The sequence below is a fragment of the Microbacterium sp. NPDC012755 genome (assembly GCF_042901325.1).
Classification (GTDB): Bacteria; Actinomycetota; Actinomycetes; order Actinomycetales; family Microbacteriaceae; genus Microbacterium; species Microbacterium natoriense.
Genome location: NZ_JBIBCT010000001.1, coordinates 132,044 through 151,084 on the forward strand (window position 1 = coordinate 132,044; position 19,041 = coordinate 151,084).

Consider the following 19,041-nt stretch of genomic DNA (forward strand, 5'->3'; position numbering starts at 1 on the left):
GGCTCAGCCTAGACGCGCCGCCTGTGCGGCGCCCGCGTCCGGCGCCGTGCATCCGCTCGTGAGGGCGTCGACCACGGCGGTCGCGTCCTCCTGGTACCGCGTGTAGTAGTCGGCATCCGTGTTGACCTGCACGCGGTGGATCGCGTGCGACGCCGGCATCTGCTGCCAGCCCTCCAGCGTCGAGAGCTTGCCGTAGAACAGCGTGGCGGCCGTCGCCGGGTCCATCCGCTGCTCGGCGCTGCCCCACCAGTCCTGCTGCTGGAAGAGCCCGATGCTGGTGGTCCTGGTCCCGTCGGGGTTGCGGAATCCCGACGTCTCCCAGTCGCCGTAGTCGATGTTGCGCAGGCTGCTCTCGCCCATGGCGGTCATCACCCCGAGGATCTGCCCGTCGCGTCCGAATCCGAGGGCGGATGCCGTGAGCATGATGGTCGCGGCGTTGTCCAGCTGCTCCCCCTCCCAGCCGGCGATCCCCGCATCGGGGAAGCCGGCGGGCTCCGTCGCGCAGTAGACGGCGGGCTCGTGGGCGAGTCCGAGGGGGATCAGCACGGCCGCTCCGACCACGACGACGATCGCCGCGCTCCACAGCGAGATGCGGCGCAGCATCCGCCTGCGCTGCGACCGGAGCTGGGCGCGCCTGCGCGGCGACGGCCTGCGTCGGCGCGGGCGAGCACGGGCGGAGGCGCGGCGGGCCGTCGGCCTTCGCCCTGTGCGCGTCTTCGTCATGTGCGGCGGTCCGGACGCCGTCCGGCGAACGCGGCGAGCGCACCGCCGACGGCCCCGAACAGGTGGCCCTGCCAGGAGACGCCGGCACCCGCGCCGAAGATGCCCGTGAGCATGGTGCCGCCGTAGATCCCGATGACGACGAGCGCGACCACGGCGTAGAGGATGCGGTGCGAGACGCGGCCCGGCGCGAACACCCTGGTGACGAGGTAGCCGAAGTAGCCGAAGACGAGACCGGAGGCGCCGACCGTGAGGGTGCCGGGGGCGTTCACGAGCCAGGTGCCGAGCCCGCCGATGACCGTCGCGAACGCGGTGACCGCCCAGAACCTGCGGGGGCCCTCGATCGCGACGATGCAGCCGAGGACGAGGAAGGGCACCGAGTTGCCGATCAGGTGCGGCCACCCGGAGTGCAGGAGCGGCGCGAGCACGATGCCGCCGAGTCCCGCCGGGTCCCAGGAACGGATGCCGAAGACGGAGAACGAGCCGGGGAGGATGCTGTCGGCCAGCTGCACGATCCACATCACGGCGAGCAGTGCCACAGGAGAGGCGAATCGACTCAGCGTTCTCGGCTGCTGCTGCTCCACGGTGCTCACCCGTCGATTCTCGCAGGACGTCCTGAGGAGTCGCCGGGCAAAAGAAAAGACCCTCCGCGCACCCAGCAGAGCCCGGTTACCCTTGCTGCGTTTCCGCCCTGGGGGAATTGGCCTGGATGCCGCCGCGCGGAGAGCCGTCGTCAAGTCTAGCCGACGAGAGCAGGGCTGATGAACAGGTTCAGGGACCTGCAGAGAGGTTACGATCGGATCACGCGCGCAACGCTGCGCTCACGCGAGAGGGAACGCATGCTGGAGAACTCCCCCCTGAGTACGACCTCGATCACCGCCGAGCAGTTCGCGGAGCAGACAGCCGCGATCCTCGGCTCGGTGGGTCAGGTCATCGACGGCAAGCCGGATGCCGTGCGCAGCGCCCTCGTCTGCCTGCTGGCCGAGGGGCACCTGCTCATCGAGGACGTCCCCGGCGTCGGCAAGACGATGCTGGCGCGAGCCCTCGCCGCGAGCGTCGACGCCACCGTCCGCCGCATCCAGTTCACCCCCGACCTCCTGCCGGGAGACGTGACCGGCGTGAGCGTCTACAACCCGGTGGATCGCGAGTTCGAGTTCAAGCAGGGCGCCGTGTTCGCGCACATCGTGATCGCCGACGAGATCAACCGCTCGTCCCCGAAGACCCAGTCGGCGCTGCTGGAGGCGATGGAGGAGGGCCAGGTCACGGTCGACGGCTCCACGCATCCCCTGCCGCAGCCCTTCCTCGTCGTCGCCACCCAGAACCCGCTGGAGATGGAGGGCACCTACGCTCTGCCCGAGGCGCAGCGCGACCGCTTCATGATGCGCATCTCGATGGGCTACCCGGATGCCGCGGCAGAGGCGCTCATGATCCGACAGCGCGACACGGTGAGCCCGCTCGCGGGAGTCACGGCCGTCGCCGATGCGGCATCCATCTCCGGTCTGATCGCCTGGGCGCGGTCGGTGCACGTCGCCCCCGCCATCGAGGAGTACACGGTCGCGCTCGCCCAGGCGACGAGGAACGACCCGAACCTCCACCTGGGTGCGAGCCCGCGTGCGACCCTGCAGCTCATCCGGTCCGCGAAGGTCTGGGCGGCGCTCGACGGCCGCGACTTCGTGATCCCCGATGATGTGACGGCCCTGCTGATCCCCGTGCTCGCCCACCGTCTTCTCCCCGCACGCGGAGCCCACCGCGCCGGCGCCCAGCCGGTGGAGGCGGCCCTGCGTCAGATCGTGGAGCGCGTGCGCGTGCCGGTGGCGTCGCGCGCCTGAGCGGCGGACAGCATGAGACGACGTCGAGCCCTCACCGCCAGGGGCGCAGGTGCGCTCATCGCGGGTCTCGGCTGCCTGCTCGCGGCGAACCTCGTCGGGGCGCCGATCCTCATCTACGTCGGCATCCTCCTCCTCGCCCTCACCGTGTTCTCGCTGCTGGCGGTGCACCTGCCGCGGCGCAACGGCGCGGTCGCCCGGCAGATCTCCACCGATCTCCTCACGGTGGCCGAGACCTCGCGGGTGACGCTGCGGTTCGATCTGCGCGCGATCCGCATCCCGCACGGCCTGTGGCGCGACGTCCTCCCCGATGCGGTGTCGGGCGACTCGGCCGGGGAGTACCCGCCCGAGAGCGGGCAGCTGAGCTACCTCATCACCGGCGTGCGCCGCGGCGTCTGGGCGATCGGACCGCTGGTGCTGCGCACCGTCGATCCCTTCGGCATCGCTCAGCGCGAGCAGGCCTTCGGCGAGACCCGCACCGTGACCGTCGTGCCCGAGATCATCACGCTCGCCCCGCTCGCCGTCAAGGTGGGGGCGGCGGGCGGCACCGCCCACACCTCCTCGAGCAGGCTCGGGCAGGGCAGTGACAACCTCTCTCCGCGCCGGTACATCGCCGGCGACTCCATGCGGCGCATCCACTGGCGTGCGACCGCGCACCGCGGGCAGCTGATGGTCAGGCAGGAAGAGGAGGAGTCGAGCCCCGACGCCCTCGTCGTGCTCGACCGCAGCTCGGCGAGCTGGGCCGCGCCCGGTGAGGACGCCGATCCGGCCTTCGAGGCCGCCGTCTCGCTGTGCGCCTCCGCCGCGGTGCATCTCGTGCAGGAGGGCTACGGGGTCGACGTGGTCGACAGCGCGGGCATCCTGCTCGGCACTCTCCGCGGACACGAGGAGGACAGGGAGGGTCTGCTGGTCGCTCTCGCGATGGTCACTCCGCGGGGCGAGCCGCGCGACCTCGCGACGGTCATGGGAGGCACCCCGCCCGGCCCGCTCGTCTACATCACCGGGCGCCTCGACGAGGAGACGGCCGAACGGCTGCGCCCTGCCGGCGCCGCGGCGCCCATGCTCTTCGCCGCCGAGCTCGACGAGGGCGTGGAGCAGACCGCCGTCCACCACGGCTGGCGTGTCGCCGCTCTCGGCCCCGACCTCGCCGAGGCGTGGGAGGACGCGCTCCCGGAGCGGATGGGGGTCGGCGATGTCTCGCGCTGAGCCCCGTGCCCCTCTCCTGTCGTGGCATCGCGACGACGAGCTGAGCGAGAGCCGCATCGCACAGGGCGCCCTCGCCGCCGCGGCGGCCTTCGTCGCGGCGTGGCCCTACACCTCCGTGATCAAGCCGGGCGCCTGGTCCTTCGCCGTCGTCACGGTGGTCCTCGTCATCGTGGCGGTCGGGATCGCCGTGCGCACCCTGCTGATCCGCCGGAAGCGCTGGATCCGGGAGACCGCAGCCATGATCGCGCAGGCGGTCGCGGCGCTGGGCGTCCTCACGATGCTCGTCGCCGGAGACACCGCCATCTTCGGAGTCGTGCCGACCTCATCGACCTTCACCGTGTTCGGCGCCCTCGCAGCGACGGCCTGGGAGCAGGTCGTGTTCGGCACCGCGCCGCTCGACAGCACGCCGGGTCTCCGTGTGATCATGGGCGCCGGCTTCGCTCTCGTCGCATTCCTCCTCGACCAGCTCGTCGCCCAGAGGAGCGCCGTCCTGGCCAGTGTTCTCGTCGCCGTCGTCGGCGCGACGCCGATGATCGTCACGCTCGGCGACGCGAACGTCGTGTGGTTCGTGATGCTCGGCGTCCTGATCCTGCTGCTGTTCCGGCAGTCCGCGAAACGCAACCCCGAGTCGTCTCTGCGCGCGTCCACGGGCATCGCGGTGGGCGCCGGAGCCGCCGCCGTCGCCGCGGCGCTCGTCATCGCGCCCATCGTGCCCGTCTCGGCATCCCTCGCCGGCACGGGCGTCGGCGTCAGCGTCGACGCGTCGCTGCGCCTGGGGAACGACCTGCGTCAGCCCGACCCGGTCGAGGTGCTCACGCTCGCCACGGCGGAGAACACCGCTCCGTACCTCCGACTGACCACCCTGTCCCGCTTCGACGGCAGGGTCTGGCATCCGGATCGCGGTGACACCCAATCCCTGAGCGACGGCTTCGGGGCCGCGGAGTGGACGGAGGACGTCGCCGCGAAGGACGTCACGACCTCGATCCGCGTGCTGCGCATGTCGAGCTCGTGGCTGCCCGTTCCCTACCCCGCGACGAGCGTCCAGGGCCTGAGCGGCGCCTGGAAGCTGATGCCGGAGAACCGCACGATCGTCTCGAAGACGGCGGATGCCGTCGGCAACGACTACACGGTCGCGTCTCTCAGGGTGAATCCGTCGCTGGAGCAGATCAGAGCCGTGCCCGCGGCCGCGGCGGTGGTCGACCCGGACGACGAGCCGCTGGAGCTCCCCGACGTCATCCCGAACACGGCGCGCGAGGTCACGGCGGACGCCACGAGCGACTACGACCGTCTGATCGCACTGCAGACCTGGTTCCGCACCGAGTTCTCCTATTCTCTGGAGACGCCGGTCGATGAGGGCTTCGACGGCACCGGCGCGGACGCCGTCGCGCAGTTCCTCGACGTGCGATCCGGATACTGCGTGCATTTCGCCGGCGCCTTCGCCCTGATGGCGCAGAGCCTGGGGATGGACGTCCGCATCGTCGTCGGATACCTGCCGGGCACGCGCACCGACGAGAAGCGCGGCGAAGAGACCATCTACTCGGTCTCCAGCGATCAGCTGCACTCCTGGCCGGAGGTCCTCTTCCCCGGCATCGGCTGGGTGCCTTTCGAGCCGACGGCCTCTCTCGGCGTGCCCACGGCGTTCGTATCGGCGACGACGTCGGGCTCCGGCCCTGGGGGCGCGGCCACCCCCGCGCCCACGACGGCCCCGACCTCGGAGGCCACGAGCGGCCCCGAGATCGATCGGACAGATGCGGGCGGAAACACCGGCGGCGCCAGTGCCCTGCGTCAGCTCGACCCGATGCCGGTCGTGCTCACCGCGTTCGGAGCGCTGGTCGTGCTCCTGCTGCCGGCGCTGATCCGCCTCGGCATCGGCACGGCGCGACGTCGCCGAGCGCGACGGGGAGATGCGGCGTCCGCGTGGACCGAGCTTCGGGCCACGCTGATCGACCTGGGCATCGCGCTGTCGGATGCTGATTCGCCCCGCTCGCGCGGCGCCGCCCTCGTGTCCGAGCACGGCGTGGATCCGGAAGCGATGCGGGCGCTGACGGATGCCGTCGAGCGCGCGACCTATGCGCGCTCTGCCGACTCGGCGGATCTGGCCCCCGCTCTGGGCGAGGTTCTCGCACAACTGCGTCGCAGCGTCGATCGGCCGTCGCGGCTCAGGGCGCTGCTGCTTCCGCGTTCGCTGTTCGCCGGACGCGGATCGCAGGCCCCGCTGCTCGTCTGACGGGAGTGCCGGCCGCGCTCAGGCGTGCACGTGGACCGGGCACGGCACCGCCGCGCATGCGTCGCACACGACCAGCTGGACCCGGCACGAGAGGTCGGGGCAGTTGGCCGTGCGGTTCGTCGCCGTTCCGCACCCCGCGCACTCTCCGATCACGGCTGCATGGTCGGAGAAGTCGACCGAGCCGCGCTTGTCGAACACGTAGAGCGAGCCCTCCCAGAGGCCGTCGTCTCCGTACTGCTCGCCATAGCGGACGATGCCGCCCTCGAGCTGGTACACCTCGCCGAAGCCCCGCGACGCCATCAGGCTCGACAGCACTTCGCACCGGATGCCGCCCGTGCAGTAGGTGACGACCGGCTTGCCCTTGAGGTCGTCGTAGGCTCCTGAGTCGAGGAGCTGCACGAAGTCCCGCGTGGTCTCCGTATCGGGGACGATCGCGTCGCGGAAGCGTCCGATCTGCGCTTCGAGCGCGTTACGTCCGTCGAAGAAGACGACCTCGTCTCCTCGTTCGTCCATCAGAGCGTGCAGGGCCTCCGGCGAGAGCCGGGTGCCACCTCCGATGACGCCGTGCTCGTCGACCCTGAGCTCCCCCGGAGCACCGAAGGACACGATCTCCTCCCGCACCTTCACGCTGAGCTTGGGGAAGTCGATGCTGCGACCCTCGGCATCCACTCCGGTCCCCTCGCTCCACTTGATGTCGACGCCTTTGAAGGGCGCGTACGAGCGGAACGAGCGCGCCCACTTCTTGAGCGCGACGAGGTCGCCGCCGAGCGTGCCGTTGACGCCGTCCTTCGAGATCAGGAGCCGCCCGCGGAGGCCGAGCGCCTCGCCGAGATCACGCTGCCAGAGCCGGATGGCCTCGGGGTCGGCGAGCGGGGTGAAGACGTAGAACAGGACGATCTTGGGGGTTGCCACCAGGGAATCCTACGTCGTGACCACGCCCTTCAGAGACGGTCGCGGCGACGCAGCACCAGGACCACGACCACGGCGAGCGCGACCGCCCACCCCATCGCCACGAGCGACGCGACGGGAGCGGCGAGCCCTCCGTCGGCGAGGCCCGCGGCCGACAGCAGCGCGCTGAGCGGAAGGACCCTCGCGACGTCAGGCGCGGCATCCGACAGCAGGAGAGCCGGCGACAGCGTCGCGGGCACCACGAACAGCACGAGGACCGGGCTGCGCACCAGCACGCCGACGAGATACCCCCACAGCCCCGCCGCCGCGAGGATGCCGACAGCGGCGGCAGCCTCCGGAACGCTCAACAACGCGCGACCGGTGACGAGGAGGAACGCTGCCTCGATCATCGCGATCCCGAACACCCCGAACAGGAGCGTCGAGGCCACGGCAGAGACCGCGCGTGATCCGAAGACCACCACGCCGGAGGTGAAGAGATGATCGCGCGCCAGCACGCCCGATCGGTCGGCGAGCGCCGGGCCCAGCGCCCCCAGCACCGCCGCGAGGATCACCAGCCCGCCGACGAGAGATGCGCTCATCGTGGCTCCGAGCGCATCGACGACGGCGGGCGGCGCCGATCGTACATCGCTCGGCAACGACGCCGCGATCGACAGCGCCGAGAGCAGCGCGACGGGGAGGAACACCCAGGGCAGGGGGTCTCCGCGCAGCCGCCGCAGCTCCGCGGAGAGCCCGCGGACGACCTGCCCGCGCATCGGGCCGCCCCACGGCCTCGCCCCGCCGGCGCTCAATGCTCTCGCCGCCGCACCGCACCGACCGCGAGCACGACGGTGACGGCGCTCCAGCCGAGCAGCACGAGCGCGCTCCCCCACCACGGAAGCAGCCCGTCGACCGGCGCCCCGGTGACGCCCGCGAAGGCGCCGACCGGAAGGTATCTCTCGACGGCGGGCACGTTGAACAGCAGCGGGAGCTCGATCATGATCGGCACGAGCAGGACGATCGCGGACACCGCGTAGTAGCCCTTGATGACCCAGCCCAGGGACACCCCGATCACACTGCCGAAGATCGCCGCGAACACCGACCCGCCGACGATCCCCCAGAACGCCCCGTCGATCTGCAGGCTCCGCCCCACGGAGGAGAGCAGGACCGCGGACGCCGCCGCCCAGATCGCCGCCCCGACGAGGCACAGGACCACGGCGGTGATCGCACTGGCGAGGAGCTTCGCGAGGAGCACCCGCCGGATGGATCCGATGACGAGCGATCGCGACATGGAGTGGTAGTAGTACTCCCGCGACACCGAGTAGCTGCCGAGGTACATCGCCGTGATGCCGATCGCGGCGAACAGGCCGAACACGATCCGCGTCGCGTTCCCGTCATCGAGATCGGTCAGTCCGTCCAGCGACGGGCCGACCGTGACCATCAGCGCGGGGATGAGGAGCGTGAAGGAGAAGATCCCGAGCATCGCGAGCCCGCTGACGCCGCGCAGCAGCTCGCTCCGGAGGAAGTCAGACATGGACGTTCCCTCCCTCGGCGCCGTCGATGAGCCCGAAGTAGCCCTCTTCGAGAGTCGTCGCCCCGTCGGCCGTCAGCGCCTCCAGCGGACCGTCGAACAGCTTGCGCCCGCGCATCACGACGACCTCGTCGACCGTCTGCTCCAGCTCGGCGAGCTGGTGGCTGGAGATGAGGACGGTGCCGCCCTTCTCCGCGAAGGACCGCAGGAATCCGCGCAGCCACCGGATGCCGCCGGGGTCGAGCCCGTTCGCCGGCTCATCGAGCACGAGGAGCTCCGGGTTCCCGATCAGCGCGGTCGCCAGACCGAGCCGCTGCCGCATGCCGGTGGAGAACCGCTTCACCCTCTTGCCGGCGTGGGCGGTGAGGTCGACCTGCGCGAGCACCTCGTCCACACGGGTCCGCGGCATGCCCGCGGCGAGACGGTAGATGTCGAGGTGCCGGCGAGCGGTGATCCCGGTCTCGAATCCGAGGCCGTCCATGTGCACGCCGACCCGGCGCGCAGGGTTCGTCATGGCCGCGAAGGGGGCTCCGAAGAGCGTGGCGGAACCCGCCGTCGGATGCAGCAGGCCGACGAGACCGCGCATCGCCGTGCTCTTGCCTGCGCCGTTCGGGCCGAGCAGGCCCACGATCGCTCCGGACTCGACCGTGAAGCTGAGGTCTCTGACGACGGCATCCCCTCCGTAGCTCTTGGTGAATCCGTCGAAGCTGATGACCGCTGTCATGAGCCTTCTCCTCTCGGTAGGGGGCGGGTGCGTGTGGCACGACCGATCAGACGATCGACGTGCCGGTGGATCGGGGCCACGAGGTGGGGATGCTCTCCGGCATCCGCCCTCGTGAGCAGCTTGGTCAGGACGTAGAGCTGGGAGACGACGCCGTCGTCGGAGTCGAGGTCGTCCGCGAAGCGCCGGGTGATCTGCGCGACGATGTCGGGCTCCGCAAGGGAGTGGCAGAGCAGGAAGGCGGCATCGTAGCCGCGCGGAGCCAGCCCCCACGCCTCCCAGTCGACCATGGCGAACGGCTCCGCATGCAGGTTGTTCCAGTGCAGGTCGCCGTGGGCCGCCCGCCAGTCGCCGACGTCCGTGTCGACGTCGAGGCCGAAGAACACCGCGATGCGGCGGCGGATGCCGTCGGGGTCGACGGCCCTGCGCGCGGTCGGCGCCACGGAGAGCGCATCGAGGCCGCCCGCGAGCGCGTTCCACCATGCCTCGTCGAGCGATGGAGCCGCGCGGAGCTCCGGGGTCGACTGGGCCGGGTGCCCGGGAACGAGCGTCATCAGCTCGGCGCGCACCGTGAGAGGACCGTCGGTCTGCTCGCGGACCTCGAGCACCCTCGGCTTCCGAACGCCGCTGATCGCACCGGCATCCTGATTGCCCGTCCACCAGGATCCGCGGGCCCACTCCGTCCTCGACCAGACGAGTCGGAGCCACAGCGCGTCCCCGCCCCGCGACACGGCGGCCCCGAGGGATCGGTCGCGCCACCCGAAGACGGGCACCCCGCTCGCTTCGGCGCCGAGAGCGCCGAGCTCCCTCTCCAGGGCCGAGCGCAGCATCCCCCGCAGCTCGTTCTCCGGGGCTGACGTGTGCGGTTCGGCCGTCATGCGCGCGCCTCCGATCCGAGCGCTGCGAGGGGGACGTCGAGGAACGTCCGCCACAACCAGGCGCCGAGCGATCGAGCATCGCCGTCGTCGACGCGGGCCCTGCCGAAGCGCGGAAGGGCTCCGCTCCGGACGTCGGACAGGGCGACCTGGACGCCATCCGTCCTGAGGGTCGACGGGGTCACCGGCACGAGCGCGGCGAGGTCGATCTCGCCCCGCTGGGGCTTTCCGTCGCCGACCACCGCGGTTCCGAGACGCCTCTGGATGAGAATTCCGCTGCTCTCGAGAGCCACGGGGGTCCCTGCCTCCGGGAGCGTCTCCCCCGCGGACGCCACGAGCCGCACCTCGCCGCCCTCGCTGACGAACCCGACGGTGCGCGCCGACGACACCGGGATCATGAGCACGGCGGCGATCAGGGCGCTTGTGGCGACGGCGGCCGCGGCCACCCGCCACGGATTCGGCGCGGACGCGGCGAGCGCCTTCGCCCCGCGCAGGAGCGCCCGGAAGACGACGGCGGCGACCAGACCGAGTGTGGCGAGGTAGCAGAGCGCCGGCACCGTCCCGAGACCCGCGACCGACGTGGCGTACCGGTAGAGCACGAACCCGACGAGCCCGACGGGGAAGAGCCGGCACAGGATGCCGTAGGCGATGAGCAGGCCGCGATGCCGCCCTGCGCGGTGGAGGCCGTCGGACTCGGGACGAGGACCGGCCGCACCCGTGGAGCGTGCCGCGCCTCCGAGGAGCCCGAGGAACGAGTGACCGGCGGCCGTCATCGCGTCTCTGCGCAGATGCGGCCAGTCCAGAGCGGACATGAGCGCGAGGTAGCCGTCGAGCTGAACGAAGGGAAGCAGGTTGAGGGCCGCGATCGCCAGGCACGACAGCGCGTACAGGACGAGTCCGGCGTGCAGGGAGTCGTCGACCACGAAGCGCGAGGCCACGATGCTCGCCGCCGCGCAGACGAGGTGCACCGCGGGCCCGGCGAGAGCGACGAGGACCCGCTGACGGCGACGCGACAGACGCCAGCCGTCGGTGACGTCGCAGAAGAAGGCAGGAGCCAGATAGAACAGCATGACGCCGATGCGTCGCGGGCTTCCGCCGAAGGCGCTGAGCGTCGCACCGTGTCCGAGTTCGTGCACGATCGTCGTCAGCACGATCGCCAGCCCGAGCCACGCGATCACCGAGAGCGGGAGCGGGCTCTCCAGCACCGAGACGATGTCGGACCAGCCGAGTGCCGTCGCGACCACCCCGGCGACGACGACCGCGGCGCCGATGACGACGCCGGGCGCACCCGCGACGGCGCGCGTCAGCGGACGCAGCGCGGCGAAGAGCGCCGACGGGTCGCCGACGCTCCACTGCAGCGTCAGCGGAGGTCGATACTGCAGACGTCGACCGCGCCGACGCGGGCGGCGGGCACGCGATCCGCGGGTGTCGGCGTCTGCGGCGAGCAGCCCAGCCCCGTCGAGACGCCGAGCGATCAGGCCGACATCGTCGGCGGTCCACGGGTCGCCGAGTGCGGCGGCGATCTCGGCGATGCTCCGGTCTCCCGTGAACCGCCGCGCGACCACGGCGACCGGCTCCGACACGCGCACGGCCGGCGCCCCGTCGCGCGCGATGATCCACTGCCCGGCGTCGGCGAGCGGATCGTCGACCGTGATCCCCGGCGCGAGCCTCGGCGTGGCGGTCAGGGGCAGCGGAGGCAGGACGGAGGTCACAGCGAGCACTCCATCATCGCGATGCGGCGGGCTCCCTCGGAGAAGCGCACGGGATGCGTGCCACGGACGACGAACCCCGCCTCCCGGAGTTCCGCCTCGAGCTGTCCGGCGTCGATCAACGCGACCCGCGAGGAGAAGGCCTCCGCCCGGAGCACCCCGCCCTCGCGACGCAGATGGACGACGCCCACGTCGCGCACTCCGGCCGCGGCATCCACCTCGTCGCTGAGGAACACCACCTCCGAGTCTCCGGTGGACACGACGAGCGCCTCGTTGTCGTCGTCACGGGGCCGGGCCACGTGGGCGGAGACGACGAAGAGGCCGTCGGGCGCGAGGTGCGCGCGGACAGCGGCGTACAGGGTCCGTCGTTCGGCGGCGGACAGCAGCGAGATCGAGGTCGTCGCGAGCACGATCAGCCCGAACTCCCCGTCGATCCGGAAGTCGCTCATGTCTCCGAGCACCGGACGCAACGCAGGGAGCCCGGCCCGGTTAGCCCTCTCCTCGAGGAGGGCGAGCATCCGCGGCGAGGTGTCGAGAGCCACGGTCTCCCGCCCCGACCGCGCCAGAGGGAGGCTGAGTCGCCCCGATCCGCAGGCCAGTTCGAGGATGCGCCCGGTGCTGCGGCGCGAGATCCGCAGGATCTCGCGGATCTCGCTGTCGTCCCCGCGGATCATCGCGTCGTAGACCTCCGACCCGCGCTCGCTGTAGATGTCGGAGACGACGGCGTCGGGGTCGATCACCGCGAGGAGTCGCGCCGCGGCGCGGTTCAGGCCCTGTGCGGTCATGGCGGCCTTCTTTCTGGCGTGGGATGCTGGATGCGAGGTCGGGGGCATAGCGGATGCACGGTTCTCCGTGTCGAGCGGGTGTGTCACCCGCTACGCCCTCGACTTCTTTTCTTCAGGTGATGCTCATCAGGTGATGGTGACGACCGCGCCGATGAGGATGATGATGTCGCCGACGATGATGTACCAGGGCTCGGGTGCGTCCATCGTCTCGATCTCTTCGAAACTCAGGTCCATGTGCTCACCTCCTTCGAGGGTGTCGGTCGAGCGGAATCAGGTGGCCGCGAGGCCGATCAGGCCGAGGACGACGCCGATCTTGACCGCGGCGTACCAGGTCCAGAAATCGGGCGAGTCCATCGACTCCAGCTCTTCGAAGCGCAGCTCGTTCGAGATCTCCATGTGCATTCACCTCCCTCCGAGGCTCAGTCGCGTCGGGACCCTCAGGTGAGTCCGGCCACGATCGCGACGATCATGATTCCGGTGCCGACCCCGTTCACGAAGTCGGACCATTCGGAGGGCGCATCCATCGTCGGAAGCTCCTCGATCAGCAGATCCATGTCGTTCGTCATCTCCCCATCACCTCCTCTCCCTGTCTCGGGCGAATCGCAGAGGCGTCGAAGGACTCTGCGAAGATGCTCGCGACGGCGTCGCGGTCGAGGCGGCCGAGCGCAGGCAGCGGCGCGCCCCAGGAGGCGAGGCATCGCTCCACGACGGCATCGAGAACCTGCGGCGCCGGAGCGGGAATCGTCTGCAGGCCCCACCTCGATCGGAGGGCGATCAGCCCGTCGCTGGCGTCCTCCGGGAGCCCCGGCGCCGCCTCGCGGATCCACGTCCAGCCCATTGCCAGCCGCTCCGACGAGCCCCATCGGAGGTCGCCGTCGGCGATGCGCCGCCAGATCGCCGGCAGGATCGCGAGCGTCGCCGGGAGCTTGCGCGTCGCCGTCTCCCAGGAGAGCTCGTTCGCGAGGTACCAGTGCGGAGCCGCGTACGTGCGCCGGCCGACGAGCGCCCAGGAGCGATGCGTGGCGGCGCTCAGCTGAGAGGCGAACAGACGCTGCTCCGGGGAGAGGCGTCCTGCCCGCAGCTGCTCGGCGAGCCCCGCCGCGGCCATCACGATGCCGCGGGCGTCGTGATCGGCCGCGAGACTCGGAGCGCTCCCGACCGCCGGTCCCAGCACGCGGAGGATCACCTCCATCAGTCCCTCGCCCTGCAGCATCCGCGGAAGCGTCGCGGTGTGCACGGGATCGAGGACCGCGCCGTCGGCCTGCAGTCGCGAGCCGGAGAGCAGCCGTCGTCCCCACGACGTCGCGAGGCAGGCGACCCTGCTCGTCTCCGTGCCCGTGCCGAAAGTCGTCGAGATCAGAAGCAGCGGCAGATCCGGTCCCCTCCGCACGAGCAGCTCCGGCACCCGCACCAGGCCGCTCCGCCGCGCGAGGCTCTGCAGCGGGCCGGTCAGCTGCGGAGTCACGAGCAGCATCCGCACGATCTTCGCGGCGTCCATGACCGACCCTCCGCCCAGCGAGATGATCGACGTCGCGCCCCTTCCCGCGGCCACGAGGGTCCTGATCACGGCGGAGTCGACGGCGGCAGCCTCCAGCGGGACATCGATCGCATCGCGCGGCAGAGCGAGGCCTTCGTGGGAGACCGCGGCATCGCGGATGACGAGCGGGCGGTCTCCGCGCGGAAAGCGCGTGAAGGCCGCCGCTGTGGCACCGGCTCCGGCGGTCACCCGCACCCTGCCGGAGGATTCGACGATGCCCCTCACGCGGCGGCCTCGTCGATGCCGTGCAGCACGGCGGTCTCCAGCTCATCGAGCTCCGCACGCTCGTAGACGTACGCGGGGATCAGCTGGATGCAGCTCGGCCCCGGTTGCACGAGAGCGCCCGCACGCCGGACGGCTGTGACGACACCGGCCACCTCCTCGCCGCTCAGCGGCTCCCCGTCGCGGGACAGGACGATGGCCCGGAAGCACCCGGCACCTCGGACGCCGGTGACATCGGGATGGTCGCCGATCCGCGCGAGGGCGCCATCCAGTCGGGTTGCGAGACGGCCGGCGCGCGCGGCGGCGTCCATCCTCACGAACTCGGAGAGGGTCGCGAGGATGGCGGCGCAGGATGCCGGGGTTCCCGCCTGAGTCTCGCCGTGTACGAAGACCGCGTCGGCACGGTCGAAGAGGTCGCAGATCTCCTCCGATACGAGGACGGCGGATGCCGCGGCCGCTCCGTTCGTCAGCGCCTTCGAGAGCACCATGATGTCGGGAGCCACCGGCCAGGATGCGGAGGCGAAGAGGGGTCCGGTCCGGGCGAAACCGGTGGCCACCTCATCGGCGACGAGGGCGATGTCGTGGCTCGCACGGATCTCCGCCACCGCTGCCCGGAACTCGTCGTCGAGCGGGAACGCTCCCGAACCGAGAAGCGGCTCGAGCACGAGCGCGGCGATCCGCTCCCCTTCCCTGGCGAACAGCTGGCGGAGCTGCGCGCCCCCGTCGACCGCGGACACGTGTCGAACGCCTCTGCGATCGGCCGAGTACACCGTCTGGCCGAGTGGGTCGCCGCTGAGACTCAGCGCACCGTACGTCAGCCCGTGGTATCCCCCGTGCAGACCGACGACGATGGCGCGTTCGGGGCTCCCCCTCAGCGCGGCCGCCTGGCGGACCAGTTTCATGGTCAGATCGTTCGCCGCAGACCCCGATGTCGAGAACAGCACGCGCGCGAATCTCTCGGACCCTGTGATGTCGATCAGTGCCTCCGCTGCTTCCTCGGCGTACGTGTGGGACGACCGGAAGAGCGAGAGATAGGACGCTGAGCGCAGCGCCTCGGCGACACGGTCCGCCACGGCGGCGTTCCCGTAGCCGAGCGGCACGTTCCACAGGCCGCTCGTGGCGCACAGTCGCGCCACGCCGTCTGCGCCGTGGACGCGGACGCCCTCAGCGCTGGTCGCCGTCGCGGACGGGTCGTCCCAGGCGCGGCGGGCCGTCAGGCTCTGCCAGACCGCGTGCCGTGCCTCGCCCGTCATGCCACCGCACCGGAGAAGGTGAGGAGATCGACGCCCGCGTCGGCGAATCGCGCCCTGATCTCGGCGACGGCGGCGCCGGCCGACGCGGGCGAGCTGCCGGCATCCTCGGCGAGCATCTCGGCGGCACCCGCCTCGTCTCCGGTGGCGATGAGGCATTCGGCCCCGCGCGCGGCGTCCGCTCCGAGCCGGAAGCGGCGACGGGTCCTCGGTTCGACGAGGACGAAGTCGCCGTCGACCCCGGTCACCAGGAACGGCGCCTCCGGTGACGTCGCAGCCGCTGCGCGCCGGCGGTCGTCGAGCACCCCGACGAGATGACCGCCGAAGCCGGAGATCGCGGGCTGTGCCTGCGCGCCGTCCCACTGCCGCAGCAGATCGAGCGCCGCGATGTATCTTCCGAGCCATGGTCGGGATGCGAGCGCGTCGTCGAACTCGCTCCTGGCGACGATGCGCTCGAATGCTCGGCCGGGTCCTGCGGACGCCGCGGCTGCCGCGTCGAGTTCCTCCCGCAGATCGCCGATGACGCCGAGCAGCGCGCCGTCCGGGCCGTCGCGGTACTCTCCCGCGGCGGTCACGTGCACCCGCACGAGTTCCGCTCCGGTGTCGTGCCCCGAGAACGACGCCCGCGAGTCCAGGAGCACCGCGCCGCTGAGGAGCTGCTCCACGAACACACCGGAGGCTCTGGCCGTGTCGGCGTCCTGTAGGAACGCGTCGAGGCCGGCCGCCGAGTTCTGCCGCACGACAGTCAGCCCGACGATCGAGATGAAGGGCGCCGCCAGGTAGTCCTGCAGCTCGAAGGCGTGTCGTCCGTCGAGCAGCATCTCATCGCCGGCGTCCTGGAAGGAGCCGGTGTATCCGACCTCGTGACCGTCCGAGCCGATGTCGGCGCCCGGCGCGAAGATGATGTCGGATCCGGTGCAGATCCGGCGGACCTCGTCGAGGTGGGTGCCGGCTTCCAGGAAGAAGACGGTTCCCTCCACGATCGATCGCCGGGCGCTGACGTACTGCTCGAAGGCGGCCGCCGTCCGGTGATTCGTACTCGTCGTCGAAGACGTCATGTCCACGCTCCCCCCAGTGCGTTCTCCGTCGGGCGTGAACACGGAGACTCAGATTCAGGGGGCTCCGCATCCTCCGTCGAAGCCCCTCATATGAGGACTATACGCATGTGGACGTGGTCGATTAACCGGCACTTAGAGGGGAATCCCGCCTCTCATCCGAGTTCACGCAGGATCGGGTTCTCATCCTGCGGATCCGCGATGACCTTCGTGATCTCCTCGAGCCCCAGCACGGGGAAGCGCGAGACGGCGCCGATCTTCTCCTCGCTCGCCAGCACGAACACGTCGGCGCAGCGAGCGGCGATCGCGCGCTTGGTGACGGCGTCATCGAGGCGCCCGGTCGTGCAGCCGTGATCCGGATGGATGCCGGTCACGCCGAGGAAGAACGCGTCCGCTCCCAGTCGCCCGATCGCTTCGAGTGCGAATCCTCCCGTGGCGACGAGGGAGTGCCGATCGAGTTCACCTCCGACCATGAGCACGCGGGCGGCCGAATGCTCCAGCGCGGTCAGCGCCACGGTGGGACTCGGGGTGATCACGGTGAGGTCGGCGCCGTGCGGCAGCATCCTCGCCATCGCGAGCGTCGTCGTCCCGGCATCCAGGACCACCGTGGAGCCGGGCTGGATCAGCGCCACGGCCGCGCGCGCGACGCGCTCCTTGCTCTCCGACGCGACAGCGAGCCGCCGGGCCACCGGGGCGTCGGCCTCGGGGACGGGCAGCGCTCCGCCGTAGACGCGGATGCAGGCGCCGGCATCCGCCAGCTCGCGCAGATCGCGGCGGATCGAGTCCTCGGAGACGCCGAGGTCGGCCGCGACCTCCTTGGCGACGACCCTCCCCTCCTTTCGCAGGACGGTCAGGAGATGATCCTTGCGCTGCGCACCCAGCATTCCCACTTCTTCCTGTTGTTGCATGATCTTGCACGGTTAACGCTACAGTGTCGGACATGAAGAATCCACTGATGATCCTGATCGCCGGCCCCTATCGCTCCGGCACGGGCGGAGACCCGGATGCGATCGCGCGCAACCTCGAACATCTGGAGGAGTCGGCCGCTCCCCTTCACCGTCTCGGCCACGTGCCGATGATCGGCGAGTGGGTGGCACTGCCGGTGCTGCGCGGCCTGTCGGATGAGGAGGCGGAGCGCGGTGACGTCATGTACGAGGTCGCCGCCCGCCTGCTGCAGCACTGCGATGCGGTGCTGCGTCTGCCCGGAGAGTCGTCTGGTGCGGACAACGATGTGCGGATCGCCCGGGAGCGCGGCATCCCCGTCTACTTCTCGATCGACGAGGTCCCCGCCGCCTGACCTCTCGCCTGTGTCACGGGGCACCCGGCCGATCGGATAGACTGTTCAGGTTGTTCCCTGGTGACGTGTCCGAGCGGCCGAAGGAGCACGCTTGGAAAGCGTGTGTTGTGCAAGCAACCGCGGGTTCGAATCCCGCCGTCACCGCCAAATGACTGAAGGGCCTCACGGAGTGGGGCCCTTCAGTCATTTATTGAGTGCTGGGGATTCGGGGAGGAGCACGCCGAAGGCGAGCGACGGAGTCCCGCCGTCACCACCCGCCCCCTCAGTTCAGTTCGGCGGCCTCCCCGGCATCGCGGTGTTTCCCGCGTGACGCGTCGCTTCTCGTGCCACGCCACTCGAAGACCGCGCGCGCCCAGAACGCTCCTGCCGCAAGGAAGCACACGACGATGCTGATGATCGCGCGGAGCACCAGGTCGGAGGTGAGCAGCATGAAGACTGCCGCGCAGGCGAACAGCATTCCGCCGAGCACGTACCAGACAGAAGGTTTCATTCCGCGAGAGTATCCCCGCCTGCTCGTCACGCGCACCCCCATCCCTGACTGTTAGCCGGTCACTGCCCTGCAGCGGCCGACGGTCGCGTCTCAGTCGAACAGCACCCCGTAGCTCTTCCCGCCGGGCGCTGCGGGGAGCTCCGTCATCCCCAGCCGCTCGTAGAACGCGGCGGCGCCGGTGTTCTCGGGGTCCATGCCGAGGTGCAGTCCCCGTACCCCGCGGCGGCGGAGCTCGGCGAACAGCGTCTCGATGAGCGCGCGTCCGAGTCCCTGCCCTTGAGTCTCGGGGAGCAGGTCGATGTGCAGATGGGCGGGGTACTCCGCGGCGTTGGCGTCGATGCCGGGGGCACGGCCGTAGCCGTACTCGACCATGCGGTCCTCACGGGTCTCGACGGAGTCGGGCCGCGGGTGCTTCTCGTGGAACGCCGGCCACCACTCGTCGCGGAACCAGGTGTTGAAGGCGTCGGTGTCGTCGGTCGCGACGATGTACCCGATGGCTCGGCCGTCTTCAGACTCGACGATCCACGCGAGGTCGGGGTGCCGTTCGACGTACGGGACGGCGAACAGGTCTCCCCAGAGCGCATCGTCGGAGAGGATGCCGGTGGCGTCGGTGCCGGCATCCGCCGTCCTGAGGCAGATCTCGTACATCGCTGCACGGTCGCTCGGGCGATAGGGACGGATGACAGACACGGGTGCTCCTCAGCG

Annotated in this window: 22 protein-coding genes, 1 tRNA gene and 1 other RNA gene; 5 read left to right on the forward strand and 19 right to left on the reverse strand. The window is 70.7% G+C overall.

Annotated elements, in window-relative coordinates:
• Positions 1-3 precede the first annotated feature (3 nt).
• The 3 genes from ACFY5A_RS00665 to ffs form a co-directional block, all read right to left on the reverse strand.
• Entirely contained in the window at positions 4-603 is a 600-nt protein-coding gene (locus ACFY5A_RS00665) for a hypothetical protein (RefSeq protein ID WP_105674120.1), read from the reverse strand.
• A 116-nt stretch (positions 604-719) separates the two neighbouring features.
• Positions 720-1,313: a rhomboid family intramembrane serine protease gene (locus ACFY5A_RS00670; protein WP_341941494.1), complete on the reverse strand. Its 594-nt coding sequence runs from the start codon at positions 1,311-1,313 to the stop codon at positions 720-722.
• Between the two features lie 42 nt (positions 1,314-1,355).
• Positions 1,356-1,452, reverse strand: an RNA gene (gene ffs / locus ACFY5A_RS00675) — signal recognition particle sRNA small type.
• Between the two features lie 107 nt (positions 1,453-1,559).
• On the opposite strand from ffs, the gene ACFY5A_RS00680 reads away from it, so the two are divergent.
• The 3 genes from ACFY5A_RS00680 to ACFY5A_RS00690 are packed head-to-tail and all read left to right on the forward strand — an operon-like array spanning position 1,560 to position 5,979.
• Entirely contained in the window at positions 1,560-2,549 is a 990-nt protein-coding gene (locus ACFY5A_RS00680; protein WP_341941493.1) for a MoxR family ATPase, read from the forward strand.
• Positions 2,550-2,561: 12 nt separating this feature from the next.
• Positions 2,562-3,752, forward strand: coding sequence for a DUF58 domain-containing protein (locus ACFY5A_RS00685; protein ID WP_387231205.1), 1,191 nt, complete (start codon positions 2,562-2,564; stop codon positions 3,750-3,752).
• Positions 3,739-5,979: a transglutaminaseTgpA domain-containing protein gene (locus ACFY5A_RS00690; RefSeq protein WP_387231207.1), complete on the forward strand. Its 2,241-nt coding sequence runs from the start codon at positions 3,739-3,741 to the stop codon at positions 5,977-5,979. Before ACFY5A_RS00685 ends, ACFY5A_RS00690 begins: the two co-directional genes overlap by 14 nt.
• 18 nt (positions 5,980-5,997) lie before the next feature.
• On the opposite strand, the gene ACFY5A_RS00695 is transcribed toward ACFY5A_RS00690, so the two are convergent.
• The 14 genes from ACFY5A_RS00695 to ACFY5A_RS00760 form a co-directional block, all read right to left on the reverse strand.
• Entirely contained in the window at positions 5,998-6,891 is an 894-nt protein-coding gene (locus ACFY5A_RS00695; RefSeq protein WP_341941490.1) for a rhodanese-related sulfurtransferase, read from the reverse strand.
• A 29-nt stretch (positions 6,892-6,920) separates the two neighbouring features.
• A complete protein-coding gene (locus ACFY5A_RS00700) occupies positions 6,921-7,640 on the reverse strand; it encodes a hypothetical protein (RefSeq protein WP_387231209.1) in 720 nt (239 codons plus the stop codon).
• A 32-nt stretch (positions 7,641-7,672) separates the two neighbouring features.
• Entirely contained in the window at positions 7,673-8,398 is a 726-nt protein-coding gene (locus ACFY5A_RS00705) for a hypothetical protein (RefSeq protein WP_105674129.1), read from the reverse strand.
• Positions 8,391-9,119, reverse strand: a complete 729-nt coding sequence (locus ACFY5A_RS00710; protein WP_105674131.1) for an ABC transporter ATP-binding protein — start codon at positions 9,117-9,119, stop codon at positions 8,391-8,393. Before ACFY5A_RS00710 ends, ACFY5A_RS00705 begins: the two co-directional genes overlap by 8 nt.
• Entirely contained in the window at positions 9,116-9,994 is an 879-nt protein-coding gene (locus tag ACFY5A_RS00715) for a hypothetical protein (RefSeq protein WP_387231212.1), read from the reverse strand. Before ACFY5A_RS00715 ends, ACFY5A_RS00710 begins: the two co-directional genes overlap by 4 nt.
• Complete coding sequence (mpaP, locus tag ACFY5A_RS00720; protein WP_387231214.1) at positions 9,991-11,703, reverse strand: daptide biosynthesis intramembrane metalloprotease; 1,713 nt, start codon at positions 11,701-11,703, stop codon at positions 9,991-9,993. The genes ACFY5A_RS00715 and mpaP overlap by 4 nt, the downstream gene beginning before the upstream one ends.
• Positions 11,700-12,485, reverse strand: a complete 786-nt coding sequence (gene mpaM, locus ACFY5A_RS00725; protein WP_387231216.1) for a daptide-type RiPP biosynthesis methyltransferase — start codon at positions 12,483-12,485, stop codon at positions 11,700-11,702. Before mpaM ends, mpaP begins: the two co-directional genes overlap by 4 nt.
• Before the next feature lie 126 nt (positions 12,486-12,611).
• Positions 12,612-12,719, reverse strand: a complete 108-nt coding sequence (locus ACFY5A_RS00730; protein ID WP_387231218.1) for a daptide-type RiPP — start codon at positions 12,717-12,719, stop codon at positions 12,612-12,614.
• Between the two features lie 36 nt (positions 12,720-12,755).
• Positions 12,756-12,881 carry a daptide-type RiPP gene (locus ACFY5A_RS00735; protein WP_258132543.1) on the reverse strand — a complete coding sequence of 42 codons (126 nt, stop codon included), beginning with the start codon at positions 12,879-12,881 and terminating at the stop codon, positions 12,756-12,758.
• Positions 12,882-12,922: 41 nt separating this feature from the next.
• A complete protein-coding gene (locus ACFY5A_RS00740; RefSeq protein ID WP_341941483.1) occupies positions 12,923-13,051 on the reverse strand; it encodes a daptide-type RiPP in 129 nt (42 codons plus the stop codon).
• A complete protein-coding gene (locus tag ACFY5A_RS00745) occupies positions 13,048-14,247 on the reverse strand; it encodes an iron-containing alcohol dehydrogenase (RefSeq protein ID WP_387231220.1) in 1,200 nt (399 codons plus the stop codon). Before ACFY5A_RS00745 ends, ACFY5A_RS00740 begins: the two co-directional genes overlap by 4 nt.
• Positions 14,244-15,497, reverse strand: a complete 1,254-nt coding sequence (gene mpaD / locus ACFY5A_RS00750; protein WP_387231222.1) for a daptide-type RiPP biosynthesis aminotransferase — start codon at positions 15,495-15,497, stop codon at positions 14,244-14,246. The genes ACFY5A_RS00745 and mpaD overlap by 4 nt, the downstream gene beginning before the upstream one ends.
• Positions 15,494-16,552, reverse strand: coding sequence for a daptide biosynthesis RiPP recognition protein (mpaB, locus tag ACFY5A_RS00755; RefSeq protein ID WP_387231224.1), 1,059 nt, complete (start codon positions 16,550-16,552; stop codon positions 15,494-15,496). Before mpaB ends, mpaD begins: the two co-directional genes overlap by 4 nt.
• A gap of 152 nt (positions 16,553-16,704) precedes the next feature.
• Positions 16,705-17,433 carry a DeoR/GlpR family DNA-binding transcription regulator gene (locus tag ACFY5A_RS00760; protein ID WP_341941479.1) on the reverse strand — a complete coding sequence of 243 codons (729 nt, stop codon included), beginning with the start codon at positions 17,431-17,433 and terminating at the stop codon, positions 16,705-16,707.
• Positions 17,434-17,489: 56 nt separating this feature from the next.
• Between ACFY5A_RS00760 and ACFY5A_RS00765 the strand changes: the two genes are divergently transcribed.
• Entirely contained in the window at positions 17,490-17,846 is a 357-nt protein-coding gene (locus ACFY5A_RS00765; protein ID WP_387231226.1) for a DUF4406 domain-containing protein, read from the forward strand.
• A 59-nt stretch (positions 17,847-17,905) separates the two neighbouring features.
• A tRNA-Ser gene (locus tag ACFY5A_RS00770) sits at positions 17,906-17,993 on the forward strand.
• A 115-nt stretch (positions 17,994-18,108) separates the two neighbouring features.
• Here ACFY5A_RS00770 and ACFY5A_RS00775 read toward each other — a convergent pair.
• Positions 18,109-18,336 carry a hypothetical protein gene (locus ACFY5A_RS00775; protein WP_341941478.1) on the reverse strand — a complete coding sequence of 76 codons (228 nt, stop codon included), beginning with the start codon at positions 18,334-18,336 and terminating at the stop codon, positions 18,109-18,111.
• A 90-nt stretch (positions 18,337-18,426) separates the two neighbouring features.
• Complete coding sequence (locus tag ACFY5A_RS00780; RefSeq protein ID WP_387231228.1) at positions 18,427-19,026, reverse strand: GNAT family N-acetyltransferase; 600 nt, start codon at positions 19,024-19,026, stop codon at positions 18,427-18,429.
• Between the last annotated feature and the right edge of the window lie 15 nt (positions 19,027-19,041).